18 protein-coding genes and 1 tRNA gene are annotated in these 25,613 nt (G+C 54.1%); 8 read left to right on the top strand and 11 right to left on the bottom strand.

The features are described from left to right. Nucleotides 1-41 precede the first annotated feature (41 nt). Entirely contained in the window at nt 42-311 is a 270-nt protein-coding gene (locus ACR0FE_RS17705) for a potassium channel family protein (RefSeq protein WP_321250731.1), read from the bottom strand. Between the two features lie 950 nt (nt 312-1,261). On the opposite strand from ACR0FE_RS17705, the gene ACR0FE_RS17700 reads away from it, so the two are divergent. Then, nucleotides 1,262-2,155, top strand: coding sequence for an NAD(P)-dependent oxidoreductase (locus tag ACR0FE_RS17700; protein ID WP_170612206.1), 894 nt, complete (start codon nt 1,262-1,264; stop codon nt 2,153-2,155). An 807-nt stretch (nt 2,156-2,962) separates the two neighbouring features. On the opposite strand, the gene urtE is transcribed toward ACR0FE_RS17700, so the two are convergent. The 6 genes from urtE to ACR0FE_RS17670 all read right to left on the bottom strand — a co-directional run bounded on the left by urtE (nt 2,963) and on the right by ACR0FE_RS17670 (nt 9,687). Then, the gene (gene urtE, locus ACR0FE_RS17695; protein ID WP_170612204.1) at nt 2,963-3,670 is read right to left on the bottom strand and encodes an urea ABC transporter ATP-binding subunit UrtE; all 708 of its coding nucleotides are present in this window, start codon (nt 3,668-3,670) and stop codon (nt 2,963-2,965) included. Beyond that, nucleotides 3,660-4,400: an urea ABC transporter ATP-binding protein UrtD gene (gene urtD / locus ACR0FE_RS17690; protein WP_170612202.1), complete on the bottom strand. Its 741-nt coding sequence runs from the start codon at nt 4,398-4,400 to the stop codon at nt 3,660-3,662. The genes urtE and urtD overlap by 11 nt, the downstream gene beginning before the upstream one ends. Continuing rightward, nucleotides 4,397-5,650, bottom strand: coding sequence for an urea ABC transporter permease subunit UrtC (urtC, locus tag ACR0FE_RS17685; protein ID WP_480491775.1), 1,254 nt, complete (start codon nt 5,648-5,650; stop codon nt 4,397-4,399). Before urtC ends, urtD begins: the two co-directional genes overlap by 4 nt. Before the next feature lie 10 nt (nt 5,651-5,660). Further along, on the bottom strand, nt 5,661-7,616 hold the full coding sequence (gene urtB, locus ACR0FE_RS17680; RefSeq protein WP_480914325.1) for an urea ABC transporter permease subunit UrtB: 1,956 nt from the start codon (nt 7,614-7,616) through the stop codon (nt 5,661-5,663). A gap of 67 nt (nt 7,617-7,683) precedes the next feature. Next, nucleotides 7,684-8,958 (bottom strand): urea ABC transporter substrate-binding protein, encoded by a 1,275-nt coding sequence (gene urtA / locus ACR0FE_RS17675; protein WP_170612198.1) that lies wholly within the window; start codon nt 8,956-8,958, stop codon nt 7,684-7,686. Between the two features lie 288 nt (nt 8,959-9,246). After that, a complete protein-coding gene (locus ACR0FE_RS17670) occupies nt 9,247-9,687 on the bottom strand; it encodes a hypothetical protein (RefSeq protein WP_170612196.1) in 441 nt (146 codons plus the stop codon). A gap of 388 nt (nt 9,688-10,075) precedes the next feature. Here ACR0FE_RS17670 and ACR0FE_RS17665 point away from each other — a divergent pair, with 388 nt between their 5' ends. The 7 genes from ACR0FE_RS17665 (at nt 10,076) to ACR0FE_RS17635 (ending at nt 16,117) form a co-directional block, all read left to right on the top strand. Further along, a complete protein-coding gene (locus tag ACR0FE_RS17665; RefSeq protein WP_480914323.1) occupies nt 10,076-11,251 on the top strand; it encodes a S41 family peptidase in 1,176 nt (391 codons plus the stop codon). A gap of 238 nt (nt 11,252-11,489) precedes the next feature. Next, nucleotides 11,490-12,161, top strand: a complete 672-nt coding sequence (locus ACR0FE_RS17660; RefSeq protein ID WP_170612194.1) for a Crp/Fnr family transcriptional regulator — start codon at nt 11,490-11,492, stop codon at nt 12,159-12,161. An 84-nt stretch (nt 12,162-12,245) separates the two neighbouring features. After that, the gene (locus ACR0FE_RS17655) at nt 12,246-12,677 is read left to right on the top strand and encodes a YeeE/YedE family protein (protein WP_170514316.1); all 432 of its coding nucleotides are present in this window, start codon (nt 12,246-12,248) and stop codon (nt 12,675-12,677) included. 4 nt (nt 12,678-12,681) lie between these two features. Then, complete coding sequence (locus tag ACR0FE_RS17650) at nt 12,682-13,110, top strand: DUF6691 family protein (protein WP_480914321.1); 429 nt, start codon at nt 12,682-12,684, stop codon at nt 13,108-13,110. Between the two features lie 36 nt (nt 13,111-13,146). After that, a complete protein-coding gene (locus tag ACR0FE_RS17645) occupies nt 13,147-14,028 on the top strand; it encodes an MBL fold metallo-hydrolase (RefSeq protein WP_480914319.1) in 882 nt (293 codons plus the stop codon). Between the two features lie 19 nt (nt 14,029-14,047). Then, the gene (locus tag ACR0FE_RS17640) at nt 14,048-14,386 is read left to right on the top strand and encodes a protein tyrosine phosphatase family protein (protein ID WP_480914317.1); all 339 of its coding nucleotides are present in this window, start codon (nt 14,048-14,050) and stop codon (nt 14,384-14,386) included. A gap of 12 nt (nt 14,387-14,398) precedes the next feature. Continuing rightward, nucleotides 14,399-16,117 carry a SulP family inorganic anion transporter gene (locus ACR0FE_RS17635; RefSeq protein WP_480914315.1) on the top strand — a complete coding sequence of 573 codons (1,719 nt, stop codon included), beginning with the start codon at nt 14,399-14,401 and terminating at the stop codon, nt 16,115-16,117. Between the two features lie 138 nt (nt 16,118-16,255). Here the strand turns inward: ACR0FE_RS17635 and ACR0FE_RS17630 are convergent, their stop codons facing one another. From ACR0FE_RS17630 to ACR0FE_RS17615, 4 genes are all read right to left on the bottom strand, one after another. Then, nucleotides 16,256-16,705, bottom strand: a complete 450-nt coding sequence (locus ACR0FE_RS17630; RefSeq protein ID WP_480914313.1) for an alpha/beta family hydrolase — start codon at nt 16,703-16,705, stop codon at nt 16,256-16,258. Between the two features lie 61 nt (nt 16,706-16,766). Next, a complete protein-coding gene (locus tag ACR0FE_RS17625) occupies nt 16,767-21,146 on the bottom strand; it encodes an NACHT domain-containing protein (RefSeq protein WP_480914311.1) in 4,380 nt (1,459 codons plus the stop codon). After that, the gene (locus tag ACR0FE_RS17620) at nt 21,133-24,690 is read right to left on the bottom strand and encodes an NACHT domain-containing protein (RefSeq protein ID WP_480914309.1); all 3,558 of its coding nucleotides are present in this window, start codon (nt 24,688-24,690) and stop codon (nt 21,133-21,135) included. The genes ACR0FE_RS17625 and ACR0FE_RS17620 overlap by 14 nt, the downstream gene beginning before the upstream one ends. Before the next feature lie 473 nt (nt 24,691-25,163). Beyond that, nucleotides 25,164-25,253, bottom strand: a tRNA-Ser gene (locus ACR0FE_RS17615). Nucleotides 25,254-25,613: the final 360 nt, after the last annotated feature.

The following is a 25,613-nucleotide window of genomic DNA, read 5'->3' as shown; positions in this document are numbered from 1 at the left end:
TGCAGTTGTTTTTTGAGCGCAACGTCAGGGCTAGGGTCGTTTTACTCGTCTGCTTTTTTGTCATCCTGAGACAGGATCGTGTCCGCAATCGTGGTTGCCGCAGTCACAAAGACACCCAGTCCGACAATGATATAGACCATGGTAAAAATCTTACCTAACGCGGTCTCGGGCGAGAAGTCACCGAATCCGACGGTCGAAATCGTCACTACGGAAAAGTAGATGGAATCCAGCCAACTCCAGCCTTCTACATAGTGATAAAAAACAGATGCCCAAAGGATCATGCCTATGGTGAAGGCCAAAAGACTCTTCACCCTGCCGTCCTTCAAGGCGACGCCTATCCCGCGTGTTATTCTGGTTAGTGAGTTCATTACGCCCCCGCCCGCAAAATAAATTCATACATAACAGTATTGGAATGAAATACAAAATTTTGATGAGACCGATCCTGCGACGGCTCAAAACTTGCGTTCAGGTTCTTCGCGAACACGCCGCGCAGGAAACCTTCGCATTGGGATCGGATCGGTGTTCGTCGGGTTTTGGCCGACCTGTCCGGTGGCGGAGCCAGCGCTGCTGTTGCTCGCTCCAGAAGTTTCTGCCGCGCGTCTCTATTGCCGACACGCAGTCAGGTCGCTTGCTTCAAACTTCAAGTCGGACGCAAACCGAGAAGCGTTCGTCTTGTTACCGCTCCGGTTGGGGGTTGGCACAAAAGAAGCTCGAGCGAGGGAAGATTCCCAACCGAAGGAATCCGACAGTGCGATCCGAAGCCTAAGGTGGGTAGCCGTAAACGGCTAAGGTTAGCTGAATCATCCGGCGCGTCGAACTTCGATCACTAGCGTCCATTGTCGCGGGTTCGGTCGACTAAACCCCGAAACATCATCTGGTTTCAATGCTGTATGGCGGGGACGAAGTCAGTATAACTAATTCTGTAGTCCTATGTTAAGTATATAATAAATTTAGCTAAATTTAATAGTTACCACGATAGATACCACACAACGATCGATTTCAAGCGAGGCACAGCGCAAGGTGTCATATGACAGAATGTTGGTAAAACAAAATTAGCAGACACTCACACAGATTGCAGCAAACGACTGCTTTGAGCCCAATACAGACATTTGGTTCAAGCGCAGCATCTGTCGAAAAGGACTAGAAACGTTCATTCGCTGCGTCCTGCGCCTTGGTTCACGAAGCAAAGTTAAGCCGCCATTGCTTTTTCATTCTGTACTAGTCCACACTGACTCTCCGTAAATGGTAAAGGGAGACCCCCATGAGCAAAGAAACGATCGGATTTGTTGGTGTTGGCTTGATGGGTCAAGGTATGGCCTCAAATCTGCTAATGGCCGGTTTCACAGTTAATGTGATTGCTCATCGAAACCGCGGACCTGTCGATGAGTTGGTCGCTCAGGGTGCGACGGAGGCGGAAAACCTCGCGGAGCTTGCAGCAGTGTCATCAGTTATCCATGTTTGTGCGCCCGGTTCTCCTCAGGTCGAGGCAATCGTGGCAGCCATGATGCCGTCCATGCAGGCCGGTAGCGTCATTGTAGACTGCTCCACGTCAGACCCGAATTCCACTTTGGCACTCGCGAATAAGTTAGCGCAGGCCGGTCACCATATGGCGGACGCGCCGTTGGGCGGGACACCCGTGCAGGCACAGAACGGAGAGCTGGCGACCATGGTCGGCGCCGACCCAGTTGTTTTTGAGCGGTTGAAGCCTGTTATCGCAGCTTGGGCAAAGACCATCGTTCACATCGGCCCATGTGCTGCAGGGCATAAAATGAAGCTTCTGAATAACTTTCTTTCACTGGGATACGCGGCGCTCTATTCGGAAGCGTTGGCACTGTCCGAAAAAGTCGGAATATCCACCAAGGAATTCGACTCGGTCATTCGTGGCAGCAGGATGGATTGCGGGTTTTATCAAACCTTCATGGGGTACGCCGTTGAAGGCAATCGAGACTCCCACAAATTCACTTTATCCAATGCTCTGAAAGATTTGCGTTACCTCGAAGCCATGGCAGATGAAGTGGGGCTGTCCAATCCAATCGGAAACGCCGCAAAAAACAGTTTTGCAATGGCGCTCGCCGCTGGAGGTGACGGGCCGAACGACTACGTTCCTCACCTTGTGGATTTCGTAGCTGCGAGAAACGGCGTATCCAAGGCGTAATTCTGGTCGCATTGCACAAGCAGTTAAATGCGAACTCTTTAAGATACGGGCACAAGGATTTCAGGTAATACCGCCAATCATGATGAGGATTAGAACTGAGAAGTTTTTTCCTTGGCGTTTGAATAGAAAGTTTCATCCTGCGTCATTTCCTTCTTAACATCAAATCCTTCGTAAAACCGCGCTACTACCTCTGACGTCGTTAAATTTACAGAGTGGTTGTCGTGTGTTACGTTGAAATCCGGATAACTCATTTCACGGATGCTCACGAACTGTTGGCGCTCAGAGCAAAAACCAATCAATTGACCTCCTCCGAACCGCTTCACAATGCGGCCTGCTGCCGGTTAGTTGAGCTCAACTGGCGCTGAATGAAAAGGCGCGGGACTTCTTTGCCAAGTCACTCACTCAACAATAAAAAAGAATAATGAAATACTTGCTCCAAACCCCAAGTGCCAGAGCAATCCTGATGGCACTCTTCATAATCATTGTCGTGAGGGTGTGCTGCCATGAAGGAGCTGGATATCAAGAGCCTGATAAAGAGTATTGGGACGGCAGAGGCAGGCCCTAACCCGCACTGCCACAGCCTTATGTGTCTTCTTTCCTCTCATAAGCTGTCATCTGAGAAAAATGGTCAGATGACCAAGTTGAGCCCAAAATGCCCCTGATCCACGAACATCGGAATACAAAAAACTGCAAGTAATCGGCATTCTATGCAGCTAAGTGAGCTACGAGAAGGTATATGCATAAGTCCGAAGTGTTAAATGCGGTGCGTCAGGTATGGCAGAGCAGAAGGGAACCACTACAGTGCCGTTAAACAGACACCGCGGACCTTAGTTGTTCTTTGCCAATTTGGCATTTGGAGCCGCGTAGATGAGGGGTGCCTCGCTCGAGAACCAAGAATTCATCGCCTAACGAATAAGCAAACTCAAAAAACTGCTCGACCAAGACTATAGCCATTTCCCCTTGATCGCGTAGCAGGCCGACGACTTCCCCGATCTGTTTGATAATGTTTGGTTGAATACCTTCGGTCGGTTCGTCCAAAAGCAGTATCTTTGGCTTCGTGATCAACGCGCGCGCAATTGCAAGCTGTTGCTGTTGACCACCAGATAAGTCGCCCCCGCGCCGAGAAAGGAACTCTTTTAAGACCGGAAAAAGCTCGAAGATATAGCTGGGGATCGCGTGATCGCTGCGGGGCAGGCAGGCGAAGCCGATTTCGAGGTTTTCGCGAACCGTTAAAAACGGAAAGATCTCGCGCCCTTGCGGAACGTAAGCCACTCCTTTTCTGGCAAGCTCAAAGGAAGTGACATTGCCGATTTTTTTGCCGTTCAGCACATAGTCGCCACCGCTGCGGGGATGCGTGCCGGATATCGCTTTCAAAAGACTTGTTTTTCCAACGCCATTTGTCCCCATCACGCAGGTCACCTGACCCTGACGCGCGGTAATGTCGACGGCGTGCAAGATCAGGCTGCCGCCATAGTGCAGGGTCAGATCGGAGATGTTCAGAAGGTCAGCGGCCAAGATAAACCTCGATTACTTTTTCGTTCCGGGTGACATGGTCCAACGATCCTTCGGCCAGAACCGATCCATCGTGCAGCACGGTGACTTTGCAGTTCAAGCGACGGACAAACTCCATATCGTGTTCGACAACGACGACGGCCCGGGTTTTGGCCGCTTCGACAAGAATGTCGGTCGTATGCTTGCGCTCTGCCGGGGTCATCCCCGCCGCAGGCTCATCGACCAGCAGCAATTGCGGGTCCTGAGCCAGCAGCATCCCGATCTCGAGCCATTGCTTTTGCCCGTGGCTAAGTTCACTTGCCTTGCGGTCCAAGGCGCTCTGCAGTCCGATTTCCTCGGCCAGCGTTGCGACTCTCTCATGATCTTCCTGACGCGCCCGGAACCGCAGTACAGCCAACGGCCCGCGTTTGTTTTTCAAAGCAAGCATCAGGTTTTCTCGGACGCTTTGGTCTTCGAACACAGTCGGTCGCTGGAACTTTCGCCCCACTCCGGCCTGCGCGATCTGACTTTCGCTCATCGAAAGTAGTGAAACCGATTTTTCACCCCAAAGAACATGACCATCATCCGGCTTGGTCTTGCCCGTGATGATGTCCATGAACGTCGTCTTGCCCGCCCCGTTCGGGCCGATGACGGCGCGCATTTCGGCCGGGCCGATTTGGAATGTCAGGTTGTTGATCGCCTTGAAGCCGTCAAAGGACACGGAAACGCCAGAGACTTCGAGAAGCGTGCTCATTCATTCGCCTCCTTTTCGCGCAGCGATCCAAGGTCTGGTCCTAGGTCGGCCCCATGTCGATCCGGCGCGCGGCGCTCTGTAAGCTTGTCGATCAGTCCCCCTATGCCGCGCGGCGCGAACAGCGTGACCGCAACAAATGAGAACCCAAGCAGGATGGTCCACCAGTCGACCCATTGGATCGTGTAGAACCTAAGCGAGATATCAGGGGCTTGCCCGCCCGTGAACCATGTCGACAGCAACGAGACAAAGGCCGCACCGATCACCGCTCCGTACAGCCGTCCGCGCCCGCCGATTGCCACCCAAACGGCCAGATAAATTGACGCAATGGGCGCAATCTCGGCCGGGTTAATGATGCCCGCCTGTGGATAGTACAAAGCGCCCGCGATACCACAAATCACGGCGGTGAAGGTAAAGATGAAAAGCTTGTAGGCCTCGACCGAGTATCCAAGGAACCGAACGCGGCTTTCGTCGTCTCGGATGGCGCGAATGACCGATCCAAATTTGCCGGACACCACCGATGCGCAGACAAGGTAGCCAAGGCCAAGCGCCAAGGCGGACGCCCAGAAGAACAGGATCGAAACTGTTGATTGCGGCACCGAGTCCAGCCCCGGCAGGTTCTGCAGCCCGGACAAACCATTGTTCCCGCGCAACCCGCTGTCGTTCTGGAATAGGTACAGGGACAGCGCCAGCGTCATCGCCTGCGTCAGGATAGACAGGTAAACCCCGGTCACCCGACTGCGAAACGCCAGCCACCCAAAGATAAGGGCCAGCAGACCGGGCACCAACACGACGGCAGCCAGTTGCAGCGGTAGGGAATGTGCGAAAGCCCAGATTGGGGGGAACTCGGATGCGCCGACAACGCCGAAAATCTGAGTGGCAATGCCATCCGAGATTTCCTGAACCGTCGGCGGCAAGGCAGAGGCCGCGAGGCTGTCGACCACGATTATCTCGGTACGGGCGTACATCAGCCACATGCCGATGGCATAGCCGCCAATGCCAAAGAACGCCATGTGCCCCAGCGACAGGATACCTGTGTATCCCCACACCAGATCCATTGCCAGCGCAGCAAGACACAGGCACAGCGTCTTGCCCAAGGCTTTTATAAAGCTGGTGGAAATCAGCCCGATGCCAAACCCTTCGCCCAAAACGGTGATGATCGCCGTAAACAGGGACAGGATGATCAGAAAGATCGCGACAGAGGGATAACGCAGCACCAGCGGCTTGCGTATCGGCTCGGCTGTAGAAGTCATGTCAACCATATCACGCTTCCGCCGCCCGACCTTTGAGCGCGATGATGCCACGCGGTCGGAATTGAATGAACAGGATGATGAAAAGGATCATGTAGGTCTGCGCAGCCAGCGTATTGGAGGGGTTGAACCACTCAATCCCCTTTTGCAGCGTTCCGACCATCGTCGCGCCCAGCAACGTGCCCCAGATGTTGCCAACGCCGCCGACGACCACCGTCATAAAGCTCTGTACAATGTAGTCAGAGCCCATCTCGGACGTGACTTTGGCGTAAAGCCCGATGGCCACGCCGGCGATGCCAGCAATGCCCGAACCCAGACCGAACGTCAGCATGTTGATCCGGTCCGGGTTGATGCCCATCGAGGACGCCATGCGCGGGTTCTGGGTCACAGCCCGCACCTCAAGCCCCAGCCGGGTTCGGTTCATGACAATAAGGAACAGCGCCAGAAACAGCAGCGCCAGAACGAAGATCGCAATGCGAATGTAGCTGATCGACACGATGTCGTTCAGAACCATCGACCCATCCAACCATGCCGGCGCAGTAAGAGGACGCGCCTGCGTGCCAAATATATTTTTGGCCAGTTGCTGCAAGGCAATGGAAACACCGAAGGTTGCCAGCAACGTCTCTAGCGGGCGGTGGTACAACCACCGAATGACGAGCCGCTCCAGCAGAACTCCGGCCCCGAAGGTCACGAGAAACGCGCATGGAATAGCCACAAGGATCGAAAGCGTCAGGTCAGGAATGAACAACTGCACCACATAGCCGGTGTAGGCGCCCATCATAATGAATTCACCATGCGCCATATTAATCACGCCCATGACCCCGAAGGTGATCGCAAGACCGATTGCAGCGAGGAAATAGATCGAGGCCAGAGACAGCGCGTCCAACACCAGATCCGCTGTCTGGTTCAATGCAACCTGCGTTTCGATGTTGTCCAAAGCCGCCTGCGCAGCAAGGGCGATGGGAAGGGGGGCCGACACGTACACCTTGAAAAACTTATGCTTTTGAACGGCTTCGGCAATATCTTCCTGTGTCACCAGAGGGGCCGCCAAACCTTGCTGGGCCAACACCTGATACGCGGCCTCTCGGGCGGCGTCCTCGTCAAGGCTCGCCACTTGCACACCCGCAACGGTATCGCCGTTTATGTTGGCGATCAGGGTTTGCTTTACCGCTGCGGCATCCACCGGTTCCGGGGCCAACCCGTTTGCGACAAGAAGGTTATAGGCTTGGTCCTGCGTCAACTCGTCTGATCCGACCTCAATGCCAACCGCACCGTCCGGGATTTCATCTGCGGCCTTGATTTCGGATGAAACCAAAGGATTGAGCGTTGCCCTGACATCAACACCCAGATCGCCGGCAAAGCTGTCGATTGCAGCAAGCCTCGCGGCCTCATCCTCATCAAAGCGAATGGTGAGCAAGCGTTCCAACCGGTCTTTGCGCGCCTTGAGGTCTGCGTCTTGTTCAGCCTCGATGGAACCCCGCAGGGCAGACAGGTGCGACGCTTCGGCGTCTCGCTCAATCGCTGTCAAAGCAGCGACGCGTGTCCTTGGATTGGGGTCGTTCAGCTGAAACTGCACCAGAGCAGACGCGATCAACCCGCGAATGCCAGAATTGGGCTTGAGTTGTTTGTATTTCTTTTTCTCGACAACCCCGATCTCGGCCCCGTCAGATACATCGAAGATCTGCAACCCACCGTCAGCCTTTGAGGCAAAGACAAAAAGACCGGTTTCTTTGTTGAACCACATGTCCTTGGCCTGCCAACGCTCCAGAACGGTCTGCGCTTCCGGCAGCCCACTTTGCGCCAGCGCGTCGATCGCAGGGCCAATCGTCTTGCGAGAGGATTTCTGAATCACCTCCGCGTGGGACTGCAATATCTGCTGCACCGGGGCGTCTGCGGATTGCGCTTGCAAAAGGGTAGGGGCCACAAGGACCAGCAGGGCAAGCACTGCCCGCCTGAACGGAAGCGTCATTTAGGAAGACCTTTGTATTGAGCCTCGGGGCACAACTCGCGCGCCCCGAGGAATTCAGGTTAAGACCTTAGTAGTTGGACTTGATCTGTACGCAGCTCTCGGTTTCGGTGTTGTACATCCCGCAACCCAGCTCTTTCCAATCCGACACGAGAACAGCGGACTCAGGCAGATAGTCGGTCCAGGCATCGCCCGGAACTTCTTCGGTCTGGCTGATGATGTCGAACTGACCGTCTTCCTGGATTTCACCGATCAGGACCGGCTTGGCCAGATGGTGGTTGGGCAGCATCACAGCGGTGCCGCCTGTCAGGTTCGGGAATTCCTGACCGTACATGGCGGTCCGAACAGCGTCCACATCGGTGGTGTCGGCAGCCGTCGCCGCGTTCACCCACATGTTGAAGCCGATATAGTGGGCCTCCATCGGGTCATTGGTCACACGGTCCTCACCCATTCGGGCTTTCCAAGCTTCGACCCATGCTTCGTTCGCATCGCTTTCGGCCGACTGGAAATAGTTCCAGGCCGCCAGGTGACCGACGAGGTTGGTGGTATCCAGACCGGCCAACTCTTCCTCACCGACCGAGAAGGCGACAACCGGAATGTCATCAGCCGAGATGCCCGCGGCCGCAAGTTCCTTATAGAAGCCAACGTTCGCGTCGCCATTGATGGTCGAAATCACGCCGACTTTCTTGCCATCCGCACCAAGCGCGACCACGTCGGCCACGATCTTGGACCAGTCCGAATGTCCGAACGGCGTGTAGTTGACGAAAATGTCCTCTTCCGCGATGCCCTTCTGCTTCAGGTAGCTTTCAAGGATATTGTTCGTGGTCCGCGGATAGACGTAGTCGGTTCCCAGCAGCGCAAATTTCTCAACTCCCAGCTCATCCAGGAAGTAATCCGTGGCTGGGATCGCCTGCTGGTTCGGCGCAGCGCCTGTGTAGAATACGTTTTTCGAGCTCTCTTCGCCCTCGTACTGAACCGGATAGAACAGCAGGCCGTTCAGTTCTTCGATCACCGGCAGGACGGATTTGCGGGAAACCGATGTCCAGTTGCCAAAGATCACGTCAACTTCGTGCACTGTCAGCAACTCACGCGCCTTTTCGGCAAAAAGCGGCCAGTCCGAGGCCGGATCTACAACGACAGCTTCAAGCTCGCACCCCAGAAGACCACCGGCTTCGTTTTGCTGTTCGACCAGCATTTCCATCGTGTCTTTCAGCGTGGTTTCCGAAATGGCCATGGTGCCGGACAACGAATGAAGGACGCCAACCTTGATCGGGCAATCGGCCAGTGCAGGCAATGAACTGGCCAACAGGACTGCGGCGGTTGTGGTGAGAAGTTTGGTGTGCATCAGCATTTCCTTTTATGCGACGCGCAGCAGGGTTGTTCGGGGCGCCGAAACGTCCCATATACCCCCCCACGCATAATTGCGGTGTGCGAGGGCGTCTTCAGGTTTCCTGGGCCGGGCACCTTCGCACATGTTCCAAGCCGTCTTGCGGCACTCCATAGTGCTAGGACAGTTCTCCGCAGCACTCAGAGTCTCATGACCCGAGTTCCTGGACAGATTGAGGGTATTGCCTAATCTTGCGGCAGCGCAGCATGCCCCGCTTAATAATGCGGCAGCGCAGCGAAGCGGCTCTTAGACACCGCCAAGGATCAACAAGTTACACTGATCCAAATACTGCTTGGCGGTACGGCGCGCCACATTTGCCTTCGTTTCGTCTGAACCAAAGGTCGCGGTTTGCAGCAGACGTGCATGCGCGTGTTTGGAATTCACCCTGTGGCTTAGGACAAATTCGGCATTTTCTGCTGTGGTCGTCGCTTCCAGCAGAGACACAAACCCGCCGCGCCGCAGTTCATAGTCCTGAGCTTTGGCATCGTTCAAAAGCCACGCATGTTCCATTTCAGCCGAGAAGCGCCCTGCACAACCTGCAAAGGACTTTACGATCCCACTTTCTGCATAGAGCAATCCAGAAGACGCCAGGATGCACAGATTTGAAAGCAAAAATGTTCTCAAAGTGCTCATAAAATTACCATCGTCAATGGAAGTGCGCCCGTCAAGGCAGCACTCTGAAATCAACTGTGTTCAGTTTAGGGCTTACTTGAAATAAAATACCCCGCCTTTTTCGAGCTCAGATTTGATTTATCACACCGGTTCCGCAAAATAAGGCCAAGCTCGCACCAAACTTCTGAAGAGGCCGAACTGACGCTCACTATCGGCTTCAAATAGCTAAAGCGTCGCATTAGTTGGAAGTTTCAATGTCTGAACTGAGACCCGCTTGAAACTCTCGATCCGCTACCCAAGACCAAGATTGAGGCCGCTCAAGCAGTCGTTCACTCAAACCAAACGTGCTGCAGTGTAGCAAACAACGGCTTTGTCCGCTGAGCGGCCGTTGGCATCAGATGCAGCGAACGGCTGCTCTGAGCCCAATCTGGACATTGACGAGCGGCTATGCCCACTGTGAACCATGTCGCTGACGGAAGACCTGAAGCAAATTCTGGAAACCGCCCTGCCAACCGATCCCAGCTTTCGGCGGGTCGAGAAGGCCGTCATAGACAACAGCGTTAATGACTGCCGACGATACGCTTTGGAGGGCTTCATTGAAGCATTTCTGTTGTCCGCGATGCGTCTATTGGCACTTCCCGACAATGGGCACTCACGGCTGATCCCGAATGATGCAATCTCAGTGCTACCGCTGAGGTTCGTGAGCGTGGGGCGTTCGGTGCAAGTCATTGGGGCGGCACCAGGGGTAATTGCACCGCAAGGAGAGTTGATAGCAGTCAACGGTGCGGCTGTGAGCCAAATCGAAGCCACTGCGCAGAATTTTCTAGCGGGAACGTGCCAAAGGAAACGGGTCATCGGACCAATTCTTCTGGCTTGGCCGTACGCTTTGACACGTTTAGGTTTTTCGTCAAACGACGGTTCGGCCGAGTATCGCGTGAAGGACGAAAATGGGCAGATAACCAATCTGAAAGTGGCAAATGGAAATACTGTCCCTGCATCGACGCTCTACCCGAGAAACGAGCACGGCAAGGCTGATCCGGCCTGGGAACCCGAAACCTTTGTGGAGATTAAGGACTGGCAAGATCTTGGACTATCAATAGCGTTGCCAAGTTTCTTTGACCCGAGCGAAACTGCGCTCCCCAAAGCTATCTCAGCGGCAGTGGAATGCGTGCGCGCCTGCTCGAACAAAACACTCTTGATTGACGTTCGCGGAAACACTGGCGGTGATTTTCTTTTAACCATGCCCTTGATCGACGCCATCTCGCAAAGCGCAAGTAAGCAGGTTGTCGTGCTTGTCGACAAATTCACGTTTTCCGCAGCGATCGTGTTTGTGGCCATCCTAAAACATCGTTTGGGAAACAGGCTGAAACTCATCGGGGAAGAAATGGGCGACGGGTTGGTGTTCTTTGCCGAGGGCAGGTTGCTCGATTTGCCGACTAGCGGAGCGGTCGTTCGATACTCATCAGCTTTTCACGACTGGAAGAATGGAACGTCTGACGAAACCACACCGCCTGAGATCGCGCGGCAAATCGTACCTGTAGGAGCACTGAACTTGGATCGGGTGTGGGTCGAAAGACCTAGTGGTAAGGATACACCTGGCTCGTTCTATCAACGAGTTCTTAAAACCATGAGCGATTAGACGAACGGCCGCTTCGTCCGCAAAGCAGATGTTGAGCAGATTTCACGAAATGTCCGCTCCGAGCCCGAAGCGGCCAAAGAGCTGAGCCGCGCATTAATAGCCAGTCGGGCTGGCCAATGTTGGGCGATGCTCGGATCTAGCTCGTCTGAAAAGCGAAGAGAGCCATTGATCCAGATTGCGTGCCACCGCATCTTTGTATGGAACCAGTGAACCGAACGCACAGGGCATAGGACAAAAATTGAAGACAACTGTCGGAGATTGGACCGAAAGCTTTCTTGGCACGAGAAATCTACCTCGGCGGGTCAGGGATAAACTTCTACATGAAGCACGCGTGGTTTCATACAAGCAGGGCCAGCAAGTTTTTGGACCCGACAACATCCCGGACAGTCTGATGTTTTTGCATGCCGGCCGTATACGCGTTTCCCAAAGCTCTGATGCCGGGCGAGAAATCGTGCTGTATCGTGTTGAAGCTGGAGAGAGCTGTGTGCTGACCACCGCCTGCATGCTGTCCGAGGAAGCTTATAATGCTGAGGGTATTGCCGAGACCGACGTTACGGCAATCACATTGCCAAAAACCTCTTTTGATAGACTGGCTGCTGAAGAAGACAGTTTTCGCGGCTTCGTTTTCTCGGCCTATTCTCGTCGGTTGATTGATCTTCTGCGCGTGGTCGACGATGTCGCCTTTGGCAGAATGGACGTTCGACTGGCAGAGCGCCTTTTGGCGCTGGGAGAAGGTCATTCTGAAATCCAGGCGACGCATCAGGCTTTGGCCAACGAATTAGGGACAGCGCGTGAGGTCGTTTCACGCATACTGAACGATTTTCAAAAGCGCGGACTTATCCTTCAGACGAGAGGGCGGATTACCCTCCAGAACAAACCTCAATTAGAGCGTTTGGCGGACAGCGCATGAATTTTTGCGTTGGGTGACATTGTCACTGAAGAGCAAGGCACCGGTCGGTAATCAGGTTGCAACACGAACAACCGGAGACGCCTGATGGAAACCGCGTTTACGCCGATCGCCTCATTTGGAGGTGGGCTAGCAATTGGACTTGGATCCGTGCTTTTGATGCTCGGACTTGGACGCATCATGGGTGCGACGGGCATTTTGTCCGGCTTGGCATTCCCAGAAAACCGTGAGGAATTCGCCTGGCGAACAGCTTTGGTTGTGGGAATGATCCTCGCACCGGGCCTGATCTATGCTGCAACCGGTGCGATGCCTGAACTTACGGTACCTGTCAGCCCAACTATGATCGTGATCGGCGGCGTGATCGTAGGCCTGGGCGCCAGTCTCGGGTCTGGCTGCACTTCAGGGCATGGTGTTTGCGGACTATCTCGGCTGTCTTTTCGCTCCTTGGTGGCAGTGCCGACCTTCATGGTCACAGCTGCAATCACAGTCTTCCTGATCCGTCATGTCTTTGGAGTTTAATGCAATGAAGCTTGTTTTTGCTTTGTTTACTGGCCTGATCTTTGGCATTGGCATCGCTGTGTCGGGCATGATGGACCCGGCCAAAGTTCTGAATTTCTTCGATATTGCCGGGACGTGGGATCCTAGCCTCGCCTTTGTTATGGGTGGTGCGCTCCTGGTCACTTTCTTCGGCTACAGACTTGCCTGGCGGCAAACAACGCCGCTCTTTGGCGGGCGTTTTCAGATTCCAAGCGCGAGGGCCGTAGACAAGCGACTGGTTGGTGGTTCGGCTCTCTTTGGCGTCGGTTGGGGAATTGCAGGCTTCTGCCCCGGCGCTGCTATTCCGGCACTTGGCACCGGGCGTTGGGAAGTCGCTCTCTTTCTGGTTGCCGTTCTTGCCGGGTTTGTACTGCGCAGGCTCCTTTTCGCGCGACCTGTTAAGTCGGCGGCGTAATCACCCATTGCCTCAAACTCTCAGGAGTAAAGTTAGATGACGTATCACTCGAACATAAACATCAAGCCGGACGTTCAGGCCTTCTTCGATGAGGCAACGAACACCATCAGCTATATTGTAAAGGATCCAACCTCGAACTCATGTGCCATTGTCGACAGCGTAATGGACATTGATTACGCTGCCGGGCGCATCACTTACGATCACGCAGACGAACTCATCCGCCAGATCGTAAGCCAAGATCTGAATTTGGAATGGATCATTGAGACCCATGTTCACGCCGATCATTTGAGTGCGGCGCCGTATATCCAAGAAAAGCTTGGGGGAAAAATCGGCATTGGTTCAAAAATCATGATCGTGCAGGACACGTTTGGAAAGGTCTTCAACGAAGGTACCGAGTTCCAGCGTGATGGCAGCCAGTTCGATCAGCTTTTCGAAGACGGCGATGCGTACATGGTTGGCAATATGCAGGTGTTCACAATGTACACCCCCGGCCATACGCCGGCTTGCATGGTACATGTTGCAGGGGATGCGGCTTTTGTGGGCGATACTTTGTTCATGCCGGATGGGGGATCGGCGCGCGCAGATTTTCCAGGCGGCGATGCAGCAACGCTTTACGATAGCATTCAAAAAGTCCTGAGCTTGCCGGACGAAACACGACTTTTCATGTGTCATGACTACGGACCAAACGGGCGGGACATTGCCTGGGAAACAACTGTCGGCGATGAGAAAGCCCACAACATCCACGTTGGCGGTGGCAAATCAAAAGGAGAGTTCGTCAAGTTCCGCACAGAACGAGATGCTCAGCTGGCAATGCCGAAGCTGATCATCCCATCACTTCAGGTAAATATGCGTGCGGGTGAGGTGCCAACGGACGTGGACGGCAACCCCATGCTCAAGATTCCGGTCAACAAACTCTGATTTTGAAAGGATGAGAGCGATGGAAATCACCCAAATTTCCGACGACTTCAGTACTTGCGGCCAATTAGAGGCCGATGACTTTGCGGAAGTCAAAACGCTTGGATTTCGGTCGTTAATCTGTGTCCGTCCTGACGGCGAAGAAAAGGGTCAGCCTACCTTTGGCGAGATCCAAGACTGCGCCAAGGCTCAAGGTCTTCAAGCTCGCTATGTGCCGGTCAAACACTCCGGCGCAACAGAAGCGAACCACATTGAATTTTCTACGGCGTTGGCAGAGCTGCCTGAGCCTGTCCTTGGCTACTGCCGAAGCGGTCAGCGCGCTGCAGCGCTGTGGCGCGCACTACGAGGCACTGCGGCGTAGCGGGAGGTAACGATGCGGGCGAATCAATATCTGCCGGTTCTGAGTTGGGCTCGCAGCTATGGACGGGCGGAGCTCTCTAACGATCTGATTGCGGCGGTGATCGTCACCATCATGCTGATACCCCAATCCTTGGCCTACGCGCTCTTGGCTGGGTTGCCACCTGAAGCGGGGCTGTACGCATCCATCGCGCCAATTCTGCTTTACGCAGTATTTGGAACCAGTCGCGCCTTAGCCGTTGGCCCGGTTGCCGTTGTCTCACTGTTAACAGCGTCAGCGGTCGGTCAGGTTGCTGAACAAGGCACGGCAGGCTACGCGGTTGCGGCACTAACCCTCGCATTTCTTTCTGGCGGTTTCCTGTTGCTTTTGGGGTTCTTGCGGCTAGGCTTCCTGGCTAATTTTTTGAGCCACCCGGTGATTGCGGGTTTTATCACAGCATCCGGGATCTTGATCGCCGCCAGCCAACTCAAGCACATTTTGGGTGTCAATGCTCACGGACATACAGTGTTCGAGATACTCGCATCGATTGCTGCGCATTTGCACGAGGTGAATTGGGTTACGCTTGTTATCGGTCTCAGTGCGACGGCCTTCCTTTTTGGGGCCCGCCGTTGGTTAAAACCTGGACTATTGAGGCTAGGCGCCCCGGCGGCGCTTGCCGATATTCTGACGAAGGCGGGACCTGTTGCCGCCGTAGTTGCTACTACGGTTGCGGTTTGGGCATTAGATCTTGTCGAAATGGGTGTGGAAATCGTTGGGGAAGTCCCGCAAAGCCTGCCGCCGCTTACTTTGCCAGGATTTGCGCCCGATTTGCTTGCAGCGCTGTTGGTTCCGGCGATTCTGATTTCAGTGATTGGCTTTGTCGAATCCGTCTCAGTCGCGCAAACTTTGGCTGCCAAGAAACGTCAACGGATCGATCCGGACCAGGAACTCATTGGACTGGGCGCAGCCAATATCGGCGCAGCGTTCACAGGAGGCTACCCGGTCACGGGGGGATTTGCGCGATCAGTCGTCAATTTCGATGCCGGCGCTGAAACTCCTGCTGCTGGCGCCTATACTGCGCTTGGCCTCGCGATCGCCGCCTTGGCGTTGACACCATTGGTGTACTTCCTGCCAAACGCTACGTTGGCCGCCACAATCATTGTGGCGGTTCTGAGCCTTGTGGATTTTTCAATATTGCGCAGAACATGGGACTTTTCCCGTGCGGACTTCATCGCAGTATCTGCAACGGTTTTGCTGACGCTCAGTCTGGGTGTTGAAGTCGGCGTCGCGTCTGGAGTGGCTATTTCAATACTTTTGCATTTGTACAAGACGTCTCGACCGCATGTTGCGGAAGTGGGCCGCGTGCCCGGGACAGAGCACTTTCGAAATGTCCTGCGCCACGATGTCGAAACCGCACCTACGGTGTTGACGTTGCGCATCGACGAGAGCCTTTACTTTGTAAACGCCGGCTTTCTGGAAGAACTGATCTTCAGTCGCCTTGCCGAGCGGACGAAGGTCAAACATGTTGTTTTGATGTTCTCTGCCGTTAACGAAGTGGACTACTCAGCGCTGGAAACTCTCGAGGCGATCAATCACCGCCTTAAGGAGCTTGGCGTCGGCCTACATCTGTCCGAAGTTAAGGGTCCTGTTATGGACAGACTCAAGCGGTCTCATATTGTCGACGGTCTGAACGGCAGGGTTTTCTTGTCCCAGCACGATGCGTGGACAACGCTCATTGCAGAAGCGAGCGAGTGACCAAGATCAGCTTGGTTTGTTAACGTGATATGAACGAGCGCTTTGTCCGCAGTGCGGTTACTCACCACAATTCGACGAACGACCGCACCGAGCCCTTCGCAGTCATAGCGTGACGTTCAGATTGAGGCTAAATTGTTTTCAGTAATAGAGAAGACATGACACCGCACCTCGTAGATAGCCTACACAGAGCAAACCAGCGATGTGCTCTGCGTTAAACAGCTCATCCGCAATCATGCTGGCAACACGACCGCCCATGGACTTTCCGCCTATGATCAACGGACCCTTAGCTTGCAGCGCTTCGATTACGGCCAAGTACTCCGAGTTCAGTTTTTCAGCGCGCGGCGGGGGTTCCCGTCGAGGTCGCGAATGAACAGCTGCCCGGTCTTTGGCGCATGAACGATTCTTATTTTGACGCCTCCGTTCGAGATTTCTTGCGCACCTCAAGTGATGCAATTCTCGGCGAATTTCTTGCGCGCTTAGTTTTTCGCCTCGCACAAACCTATGAAGGGCGGAAAGCAGAAGTTCGCCGCAGGTGCAAAGCGACCGGACAGAATTGTCAAAGCGGACTTTTGATGCGTTTGAAAACATCGACGTTAGGCAGTGTAAGTCCGAGCCTTCGGTTTTGACTTCACTAGCTCATAGCAGTTTTTCAACTCGCATCCTGAGAAGATAGACGAGGCGCTAGGATCGGCCAAGGCTTCCCGGAGGCCAAATCAGGATGTCGTGGCTCCGTCTCTGGGGCACCGTGCTCATCCCGGAGGTTGTCAATTAGGTTAAGACAGCGGGCTGCCGGGTCATCCTTGCCACCATTGCTTGTCATGGCCAGTAGCTTGCCACGCAGTTCAACCGCAGGGACAGGCACGATATCGTAAGCATTCTCCCAGTTTTCCACCGGGACGTGCTCTGTGACGGCGTTTTGGATCGACTGCCAGGTCATGAATGCTTTACCTGTTTTCATCTCGAATTCGATCAGCATCAGCACATCATCGGTGCCAGGGTCTTCGGCAATTGCGGAAGCTAGCGAGGCAAGCTGCTTCGTTGTCGGCCCATCTTTCAGGAGATCCTGGACATAAGCGCGGACCTCGGAAAACTCCGAGATCAGGCCACTCAATTCGCGTCTCAGATGCCATCCTTCGTATGAACTGCCATCGAACGCACCGCTGACGGTCAGGTCGATAAGACGGCAAGCAGCGGACAAGGTGCCAAACCGCAACACGGTCTCGCGCCACGCATGGTTTCCATAAAAACGTGGGTCTTCTTCGGCGAGAATGAAAGTCACGTCTTCAGTTTTGTCCAAAGACGAACTGCGGAGTCCATGGACCATCTCTTCGAGCATTAGTGGATTACGATGTGCCTCCGGCATACTGCGCACGATGGCGGGCAAGTCGGTGACCGGGGTAGCGAACGGCAAAAGGCGCAACCAATCGCGTAACTGATAAGCGTCGCTCTGCGTGAGGATCCAAGTCTCCTTCTCGGCCGCCTTGAAAGTCTCAGCTATGCCATCGGCAACGAGCTTATTATCGATGTCCTCGCCAGAAAGGACCAGCGACAACAATAAGGCTGCGCGCGCCTGCCGAGGCGCGACGGAAATTAGCTTTCGGATCGTCGCGTCACGTTGCCCGTGGGGTAGTCGTGCTCCTACAATGCCGAGCGCAACCGCCAGTTTCACCTGTGCATCCGACGAGCCATCGGCAATCAAGGTTTCGATTGCGCCGAAGATAGCCTCCGCCTCGATCGAGGTCGCGGCTGGATCGGAAGCGCGTGCCTCCCGGCGCGCTTCCACGCGCGAAAAGTCTACGCCGACCCGGAATTTTTTGTCGTCTTTGGGTTCATTCGCCTCAAACCACTGAGCAGCAAGTACACGGGCGGCCAGTTCGCCAAAATGCTCATCCATCAGGTATTGACGCATCAATGCAGCGGTCTCTGGCGCGTTGATTGCTACGAACGCACGTTGGTATTCATGCATGTGCGGATGCTGAGCTTCGTGTACAGCGTCGCGATCCTTCCAGCCACTGGCGGTCGCCATTTCCCGGAAAGCCCGATAACGACGTAAGTTGTTGTCAAGCATCCTTTCCAAGAGGGGAAGATGCTCCACAGATGGAGCGTGGCTCATCATCGTTGCGATTGTAGCCACTCGCCAGCGCTCTTCATCCTCAGTGGCGAGCATGCGCTCGGCCCATTTGCGCGCCAGCGCACCAATTACAGCCAAGGCTTCTTCACTAAAGGGTCGCGCCCGTTCGTCGTCGCCGTTGTTCTGGCGGGAAAACAGTGCGGCCAGTTGGACGATTTCCTCATTTTCGGCATCTGCCGCACGCGCCTGAACGGCGGTCACCAGACTTGCGCCCGGTGTGTGGCCGATACGGTCGCGCAAACCGTGATAGCGATCACCTGCAGCCTGATTGTATTTTCCGCTGGCATCGCGCAGGACCTTTCCAGCAGCAAGATACGCGTCGATCAGCCGACCAACAGCGGTAGGTCCAAGCACTGAGGAGGCAGCTTTAGCGTGGTCGTCATGGTGGTTTGTCTCTTCGAGGGCAATTTCGAGCAGTTCGTCGTCCTCAAGGGCAAAGCCGGCGGCGGCAAGAACATTATCCGCGCCGTAAAAGAGCTCGCGGCGTTCGCGCAGGCGACGCAGCAACCCATTAGCGAGAGCCTGCGGATAGCGTTCTCGTACTTCGTACAATAGATGCCTATCGATATCGCGCTTGCGGTCGATCTCCATTTCCGCAACAAACTCAGCAATGTCGGCATCGCATTCACCTCCGCGTGGTGAGTAGATGAGCGTGCGCAGGCGCTCAATGTGCGATATTCCGTCAGCAGTCCGTCTTTCGCGCGCTCGCTCGAGTTCTTGCTGGACAGCTTCGACTGCAATGTCGTCGAGAAGGCCTTTTCGGGCGAGGATGTCGTAGGTCGCGTCACCCGCGTCCACTAGTAAGTCGGCGACGTGACGGTCCGCCCGTCGAAATGACAGCGCATCGACAACCGTCGCTTTCACTTCTGGCTCGCTGTCACTCTTCGCTATTGCGGTCGCAAGATCGAGGCCGTCAGTTCCGCTATTCGATGCGATCTCACTTAGTACATGTTTGCGGACTTCCGATGGCAATGAAGCAATCCGCGTAGGCGTGTCACTCCCTAGTACGGAGGGACGAAACTGCTTCGCCGCCCGGAGCGCGTGCAGGTGCACCTGATCGTCCGCGTGCGTGACAAGAGGCCAAACAAGATCGCTGAATTCCGGCCTGCCGGACGCAATCATGAAACGCACCGCACGATCCACCTTGCCGGGCGCGTGCCACTGTTCGGCGAGGCTCCGCATTTCCTTGCCAATTGGTGCCCATACTTCGTCGGTGGCGCGGAAAATCATTTCGCCCGCGAAGACAGGATCGACTTCAAAAGCTGCGCAGATGGCAGCGCTGCATGCGGCCCTATATATGGCGTCCCCGCGTGCGCACCGTTCGATTGCGAACAGAACTGCTTCTTCCCAAGGCCGCTGATCGAGCACGTCGACCTTAAGTTTTTCGCGTGCTGCCGGATCGCTGACGGCCCGCAGGATCAGTCGCTCGACATAGTGTGAGGCGTACCATTCCTGAATTTGCTGGTGCTGAAACGAGTAGCCCGGCGTGTCGCCGGAGCGCGTCAGAACGTGATAGCTGACAAGCTTGTCGAGCAACGTGTCGGGCTGCGTGGAGATGGCGATTTGTCCGTCGTCCAGCAGAAACCGCGCGGTGTAAGCTACCGATTTGCGCGCGTTGCTGTCCGTGATCGCCGTGTTGGCCGTTGTCGTTGCAAATACGGCGAGGTTTTCCAAATAGTCTTGCTGGAAGCCGAGGGCCACGGCATGAAGCGCAGCTGCACTGCGGGCCTCCTGTTCGTGTGCGGCAATGAAGCGCCGTAGGACTTCTTCTTTTGTTGTCGGAAAAGGCGTGCCCTCGGGCAGCGAAAGAAGTGCCGTGAGATAGAGTGGGATGGTCACAAGATCCCGGACACCCGCTGTCCGCCTAGTCTGATCAACGAGTTGTGCGCCGGCGTCGCCCCGCAAGCCGTGTGCGATCTCCATTTGCTGATCGTCATCAAGCGGCAATAAGTCGACCCTCGTCCCGCTGAACGGAATGTCGAGCGCCTGCTTGCGTGTGGAAATGACAAGACCGAGCTCGGGCAATTCAGCCTTGAGCGCAGTGATTTGCACGCGAGCGCGTTCGCGTGCGGCGGCATCCAGTTCGTTCCAACCGTCAAGAAGCAGCACGACACCAGGCTTTGTCGCGACGGTGCGGAAATCCTGCTCCGAAATCCCGTTGAACGCAGGGCGCTTGAGGATAGAAACGAGCAGCGCTTCGCCTTCAGTGGCCCAGTCTCCAAGCGACACGATGAGCGGCGTGCCGCTGCCGATTTCCAATAATCGTTCGGCGACCTGAAAGAGGGTTGTAGTCTTTCCCATCCCGGGTGCCGCGACAAGAATCAGGTCGTCCAACGTAGTGACGGCGTTGGCAAGCGAGCGCGTGCTCAGCGCCTCTTCCAGGTGCTTAACCTTTAGCGTCAAAGTGAGCGAAACGGTTGTTCCGGGCCACTTAGGCATACGGCGGAAGACACAGAGATCGTCAATGGCAGCCTCTCGCAAGCGAATGCCGATTTCCCCGCCGGTAGGCGGCATGGATGGGCCAAAAGCAACTTTATCGACAACGCTACGCCACATGTCTTCTGAGTGCTTCTTCTTCCAGCCATGCAATAATGCCTCGGTGAAAATGGGGTCGTCAGAGTCGATTGCCTTTGCACAGTCTTGACAAAGCCAAATTCCGTTTGCCTCCGATTTCCGCTGCTCCGGCGTCATATCGGCGCGATACCGGCGGGCGCCACGACCGGGTGCTGCGGCACAGATATGTGCGGCTACTCCAATTCTGACTTCTTTTGCGCCGTCTGTGGTAGGCGCATCTGTCAATTTCCTGCAACTGGGGTTGCAGCAGTGATGCCGAGCTTGTTTCTCAAGACGGTTCTTGGTCGCCTGCGAAAAGTCATCTCTGTTGTTATTCTTTGCCATTTTCAGCTCGGTTGGCTTGAATCTCGAATTTACCGTCAATCTCGCGAACAAAGACAGCCAATCGGGCGGCCAGCAACTCGATCGAATTTTCGATTGTATCGGCCAAATGCCAATCGTCCTCCTTGGCATGGAGTAAGATCAGTTTATCAAGGGCTTTCTCGTCACCATGATTGGCTAGAGCAATCAAGCCATCCCTTTTTATATTGTAGCGCTTGGAAGAAAGGACAACTTCGATAATTGAAGGGTTTAACAGGGGCTTCCGCTTCAATAGGTAATGCAGAGCGTGACCTAAGGTGTGGCCGTCTTCATCGCCTTCGAACCACTCGGGAGCATCCATGTCATCAATTTGACTGAGTTCCCTTTCAAGCTTTTCACCTGCCCATTCAGAGCCCAATGCGGTAGCTGCTGTTAGTACACTGATACGATTTTGTGGGGAGAGATCATTTTGTATCGCCCAGTCCTCTAGTAGAGTGGCCCAAATGGCAATTCCGGGATGCGGTGCCGTCGATCTAAGTGTGCCTCCGAACATAAAATCCATCTCAAAGATGTGGAGCATTCCTGTGTGAGACGCACTGGATATCTGGGCAATGTCGTCTTCCGTCAAATCACGTCTCTGAATAAGTTCAGCAGCACGCTCGGCCAAATGTCGAAGTGGAAAATGTCCAAGGAGGCTAATGGTGCTTGTAGCAAATTGCATGGGTAAGTCTGGAATGCGATCAATGAGCCGCTCAATCGCCTTACGATTTCCGTGCCTTGCTTCAATTAAAGTGCAAGCCAACCGAACGTCTTGTTCGATGTCTTGGTTTGCAACCACTCTGGCTCCAAAGGCTCGCCACTCTTCCAGTGGTTGCATCCATCTCAGAGCGTCGAAAACCGCATCGTGCTTTCGTTCTACTGGAATCAGGTCATCCATTAAAAGCTCAAGCAAGAAGCTTTCGGGATCCGGATGAAGTCTGGTCAGATCCCTGGCTTCATAGTTTGCGTCCCAGTTCTCTGAGCGAAATGCTGCGACGGCCAGCTTGATGCCGTCTTCGGGTAGCGGCGAACCGGCGAGCTCGAACGCCCGGAATCGCGCCTGCATAGGAAAGCTGGCATTTCGCGCAAGCGAAAGCGCGAGATCACGGGACACTGCACTTGTCGAAAGGTTGGACATGAAACTGGAGATTTCCTGGATTTCACGATCATCCAATCCTTCTGCAGTCATTTCCTCTTTGAGCAATTCAAGAACCTCATCACCAACCGAACGAAGTGCTCGCTTCAAAGTATGGTAGATCATTATTGAACTGCGGTCCTTAGCAATCAGGGAGCGCACGACGCTGAGAGTAAGTTCAGGGTCGTCCGCCCTCGAAATGATTTCTCCGGCCCCATCGCTGACTAGCCATCTGTGATGTAGTGCGTCTCTTAGTTTCGAAGAGACTGGATCAGAGAATCCATCCGCCAAAAGGCGACCAACTTGCTCTCGCGCGCGCGAAGGTGCGTGAACCCAGAAGTCAACGAGCTTGCCACCAACCCAGTCAGAGAAAGCTTGAGAAACTGTGGCCCCGTTTACAATGCAACGTCCAACAAGGCGGAGGCCGGTGCAGAAAGCATCATCTTGCCTCTCGAGCATAGCACGCATGATGGTTTCGGGGTTGCTATGCATTTCCAAAGCAAACTGTAACACCTGCGCCCAAGGTCGATGGACCGCATCGCTGATGCGTTGTTCTAGGTTTGAGTTTTCTTGCTCGCTCAAATGGCAAGCTGCCAAATATTCTTGAACGATCGGATAGGGAAACTGGAGCCGAACAGAGCCTTGGGGTCTCAAAATTCCGTTGATTTTTAGCCTATCGAAAAAGCGAGCGCTCTCGTTGGGATCGTTGGAGAAGAAACCGACTATCCTACGAACTTCCCTTTCAGTTGCACCAATTTCTTGCTGCTCAATTCGTTCAAAAGCCAACTGTTGAGTTATAGCTCGTAGCACCGCACTATCGTCTTCTCGCGGAGCTTCTGATTTATGGGCTGCGGGTAAGAAGACAGTTTTTAGATATGCTTCTATAAGGTCAGATCGCGTAAGGGCCTTGTGAACTGAAAGGTCTGTGACCGACAAAAGCATAGATAGGAACAAAGGGATGCGAGCGAGGCGATAGATGTCGGGGTAAAGCTTCAATCTATTGAGAACGTCCCAGCCATCACCTCCTTGAATATGATCCTTCATGGCGTCCGCAAAACGAACAATGTCGTCGTCGTTCAGTGGCAGAAGTTCAAGGACCGTTGCCTCTTCGAGCCCAATGACCACTGAAGGGTCACGAACAGTCAACATCCACGAAACTTTGGGAAACAAGGATGAAAAAGTCTCGATCCGTTCTAAAACCAGCGATCGTTTGACCGATGGCACCTCATCCAACCCATCTAGGAGCAGAACCAACAGCCCTTGTTCTGACAACCTACGCCAATCCGCATTGACACTCAGTTCATGACCTATGCGACTTTGTATGTATGAAAGAAGGCTGTCATCAGCTTCAGAGAATGACGCAAGCGACACGTTGACGGGAATGTATACACTGTCGGCGATCCGTCCTGAAACGGTTGCAATTAGTGCAGTTTTTCCGTGGCCTGGGCCAGCGACAATGATGACCTTCTCTGCTTCCGTATTGGGGAACAGGGAAAGATCAACGCCGCGTTCGTGATCTTCATAGTTGAAGTGAATGTTCTCGTCTTCAAATGAAGTAACACGTGCGCGGTCAAATAGCCTCACTCGGGGCCAAACAAAAAGATCATCTGCTGGACGAGTGATCCCTGTTCCAGGAATTTCTATCCGGGAACGACGCTTCAAGTAGGCGCGATATGCATCGAGGCCCCATTCAATCGGTTCAGCTAAGCGAATGCCATGTTCGGAGTAAAGGCGGCGCCGAAGAGTGGCGGATAGAAAGAGGCCTCTTCTTCTTCCCTCTCCACCGACGATATCTCTCAGAACAGTGATGAGGTTTTCCGGCGCGGGGTGTTCTCCCGTCGCCCTTTTATTAGCAAACTCTCTTTCGATTTGTATGCTAGGCAAGACGATGACCATTGTTCGTCTGAAAATGTTGAACGCAGTTTCTTCTGACCCCAAAACATTGACGATACTGGTGACTGTGCTTTGTTGAGCCTCAGTAATCCGAGAACGAAACTCCGTACTATCTGGCGACGACTCGGCGACCGCACAAATGTCAGCGACCAGACGGCTTGCGACCGTCTCCGTCTCGACCACAATGCTGAACTTGTCACCTAGGCCCAGTTCGGAACAAGAATACTGAGCACCAAAGCCTTTCCACAAGTTTGTCCAAGCGATACTTCCCTTTCTCAGGGAGAGCTTAATGCTACGAAAATCTCGGTGACCGTCAGCATATCGGATAACCAAATCATCGATACTTTCGGGCGCTTCAACCCGAACTTCGATTACTTGTTCACGTCGGACATATTGATCGAAACTAATCAGATCAGACAACGCAAGCGCAGCTACGCTATTCTGGTAGTAAATCCCTGATTGGGTTGATGTTCCTCCAGCCTCAGGCAATGCAAATTCCAATTTGGTGATACTAGTATATGCCTTAGCTTAACCACGACAGATATGAGAAGGCGATAGCTCCAATCAAAGCCAGAAGCAGGTCTTCTTTGTTCGCAGCCAGTGCGATTGGCACCGTTGAAACTTTGCCGTTGCAGCGAACGGCCAGAATGACGGGCCGCGCTGCAGCATAGTTGGTCGTCCGTCAACAGCAGCTAAGGGCCGACAGCAGATAAATATCGAAAATTATTGGAGAACTGGTGCCGCTGAGGGGACTCGAACCCCCGACTCCATCATTACGAATGACGCGCTGCTGCCACTGAACGATCCTCGTATCTTGGCGGATTTGCCGTCAGAATCGCACCTAGCCAGTAGGTGGCAAAAATATCACAAAAAATCCACCCCAGATCGCACCCCAACACCTAATGCAAGCGATTTTGCAGCAAATCGCGCCAAAAGAGAGATGAGTCTAACATCTTGATTTTTGTTAATTTTTATGGCGGAGACGAAGGGATTCGAACCCTCGAGACGGTTTCCCGCCTACTCCCTTAGCAGGGGAGCGCCTTCGACCACTCGGCCACGTCTCCGCCGACGGGTATATCCGTGCCTGTCACCAAGATACAAGGCGATTTTCCTGCTAAATGGCAAAATTCTGTAAACGGCTGCAAATCGGAATTCCGGGGGGCCGTACATGTGACAGTCTTCGTCGAATAACAGCTGTTTTCTTGGCAGGGAGTGCCGGACAAAAACGACGGTTCAACACGAGGCGGCCGTCACCTGACCACAGTCGTTTTTTGGGGCGGTGATATTAAACTTGCCAAAAACATAAGCATTACTGCATATTTGCCTATATTTAGTCTGCAGATTTATTCTGTTTGTTGTGAGGCATCAATCGGGCTTGGGGTGGTGTGTACCCGGCAGGAACCTTTGGGGGAAAGGGGCTTGGA

The sequence above is a fragment of the Ruegeria sp. K7 genome, from assembly GCF_056531785.1.
This window is presented reverse-complemented; position numbering and strand designations above follow the sequence as displayed.

Excerpts from the sequence above, each read along its gene's own strand:
- ACR0FE_RS17635 (WP_480914315.1), top strand. The coding sequence starts at position 14,399 with ATGCGGGCGAATCAATATCTGCCGGTTCTGAGTTGGGCTCGCAGCTAT.
- ACR0FE_RS17630 (WP_480914313.1), bottom strand. The coding sequence starts at position 16,705 with ATGTTTTCAAACGCATCAAAAGTCCGCTTTGACAATTCTGTCCGGTCG.
- urtB (WP_480914325.1), bottom strand. The coding sequence starts at position 7,616 with ATGACGCTTCCGTTCAGGCGGGCAGTGCTTGCCCTGCTGGTCCTTGTG.
- ACR0FE_RS17645 (WP_480914319.1), top strand. The coding sequence starts at position 13,147 with ATGACGTATCACTCGAACATAAACATCAAGCCGGACGTTCAGGCCTTC.
- ACR0FE_RS17625 (WP_480914311.1), bottom strand. The coding sequence starts at position 21,146 with ATGGCAAAGAATAACAACAGAGATGACTTTTCGCAGGCGACCAAGAAC.
- ACR0FE_RS17650 (WP_480914321.1), top strand. The coding sequence starts at position 12,682 with ATGAAGCTTGTTTTTGCTTTGTTTACTGGCCTGATCTTTGGCATTGGC.
- ACR0FE_RS17665 (WP_480914323.1), top strand. The coding sequence starts at position 10,076 with ATGTCGCTGACGGAAGACCTGAAGCAAATTCTGGAAACCGCCCTGCCA.
- urtD (WP_170612202.1), bottom strand. The coding sequence starts at position 4,400 with ATGAGCACGCTTCTCGAAGTCTCTGGCGTTTCCGTGTCCTTTGACGGC.
- urtC (WP_480491775.1), bottom strand. The coding sequence starts at position 5,650 with ATGACTTCTACAGCCGAGCCGATACGCAAGCCGCTGGTGCTGCGTTAT.
- urtA (WP_170612198.1), bottom strand. The coding sequence starts at position 8,958 with ATGCACACCAAACTTCTCACCACAACCGCCGCAGTCCTGTTGGCCAGT.
- ACR0FE_RS17655 (WP_170514316.1), top strand. The coding sequence starts at position 12,246 with ATGGAAACCGCGTTTACGCCGATCGCCTCATTTGGAGGTGGGCTAGCA.
- ACR0FE_RS17700 (WP_170612206.1), top strand. The coding sequence starts at position 1,262 with ATGAGCAAAGAAACGATCGGATTTGTTGGTGTTGGCTTGATGGGTCAA.
- ACR0FE_RS17640 (WP_480914317.1), top strand. The coding sequence starts at position 14,048 with ATGGAAATCACCCAAATTTCCGACGACTTCAGTACTTGCGGCCAATTA.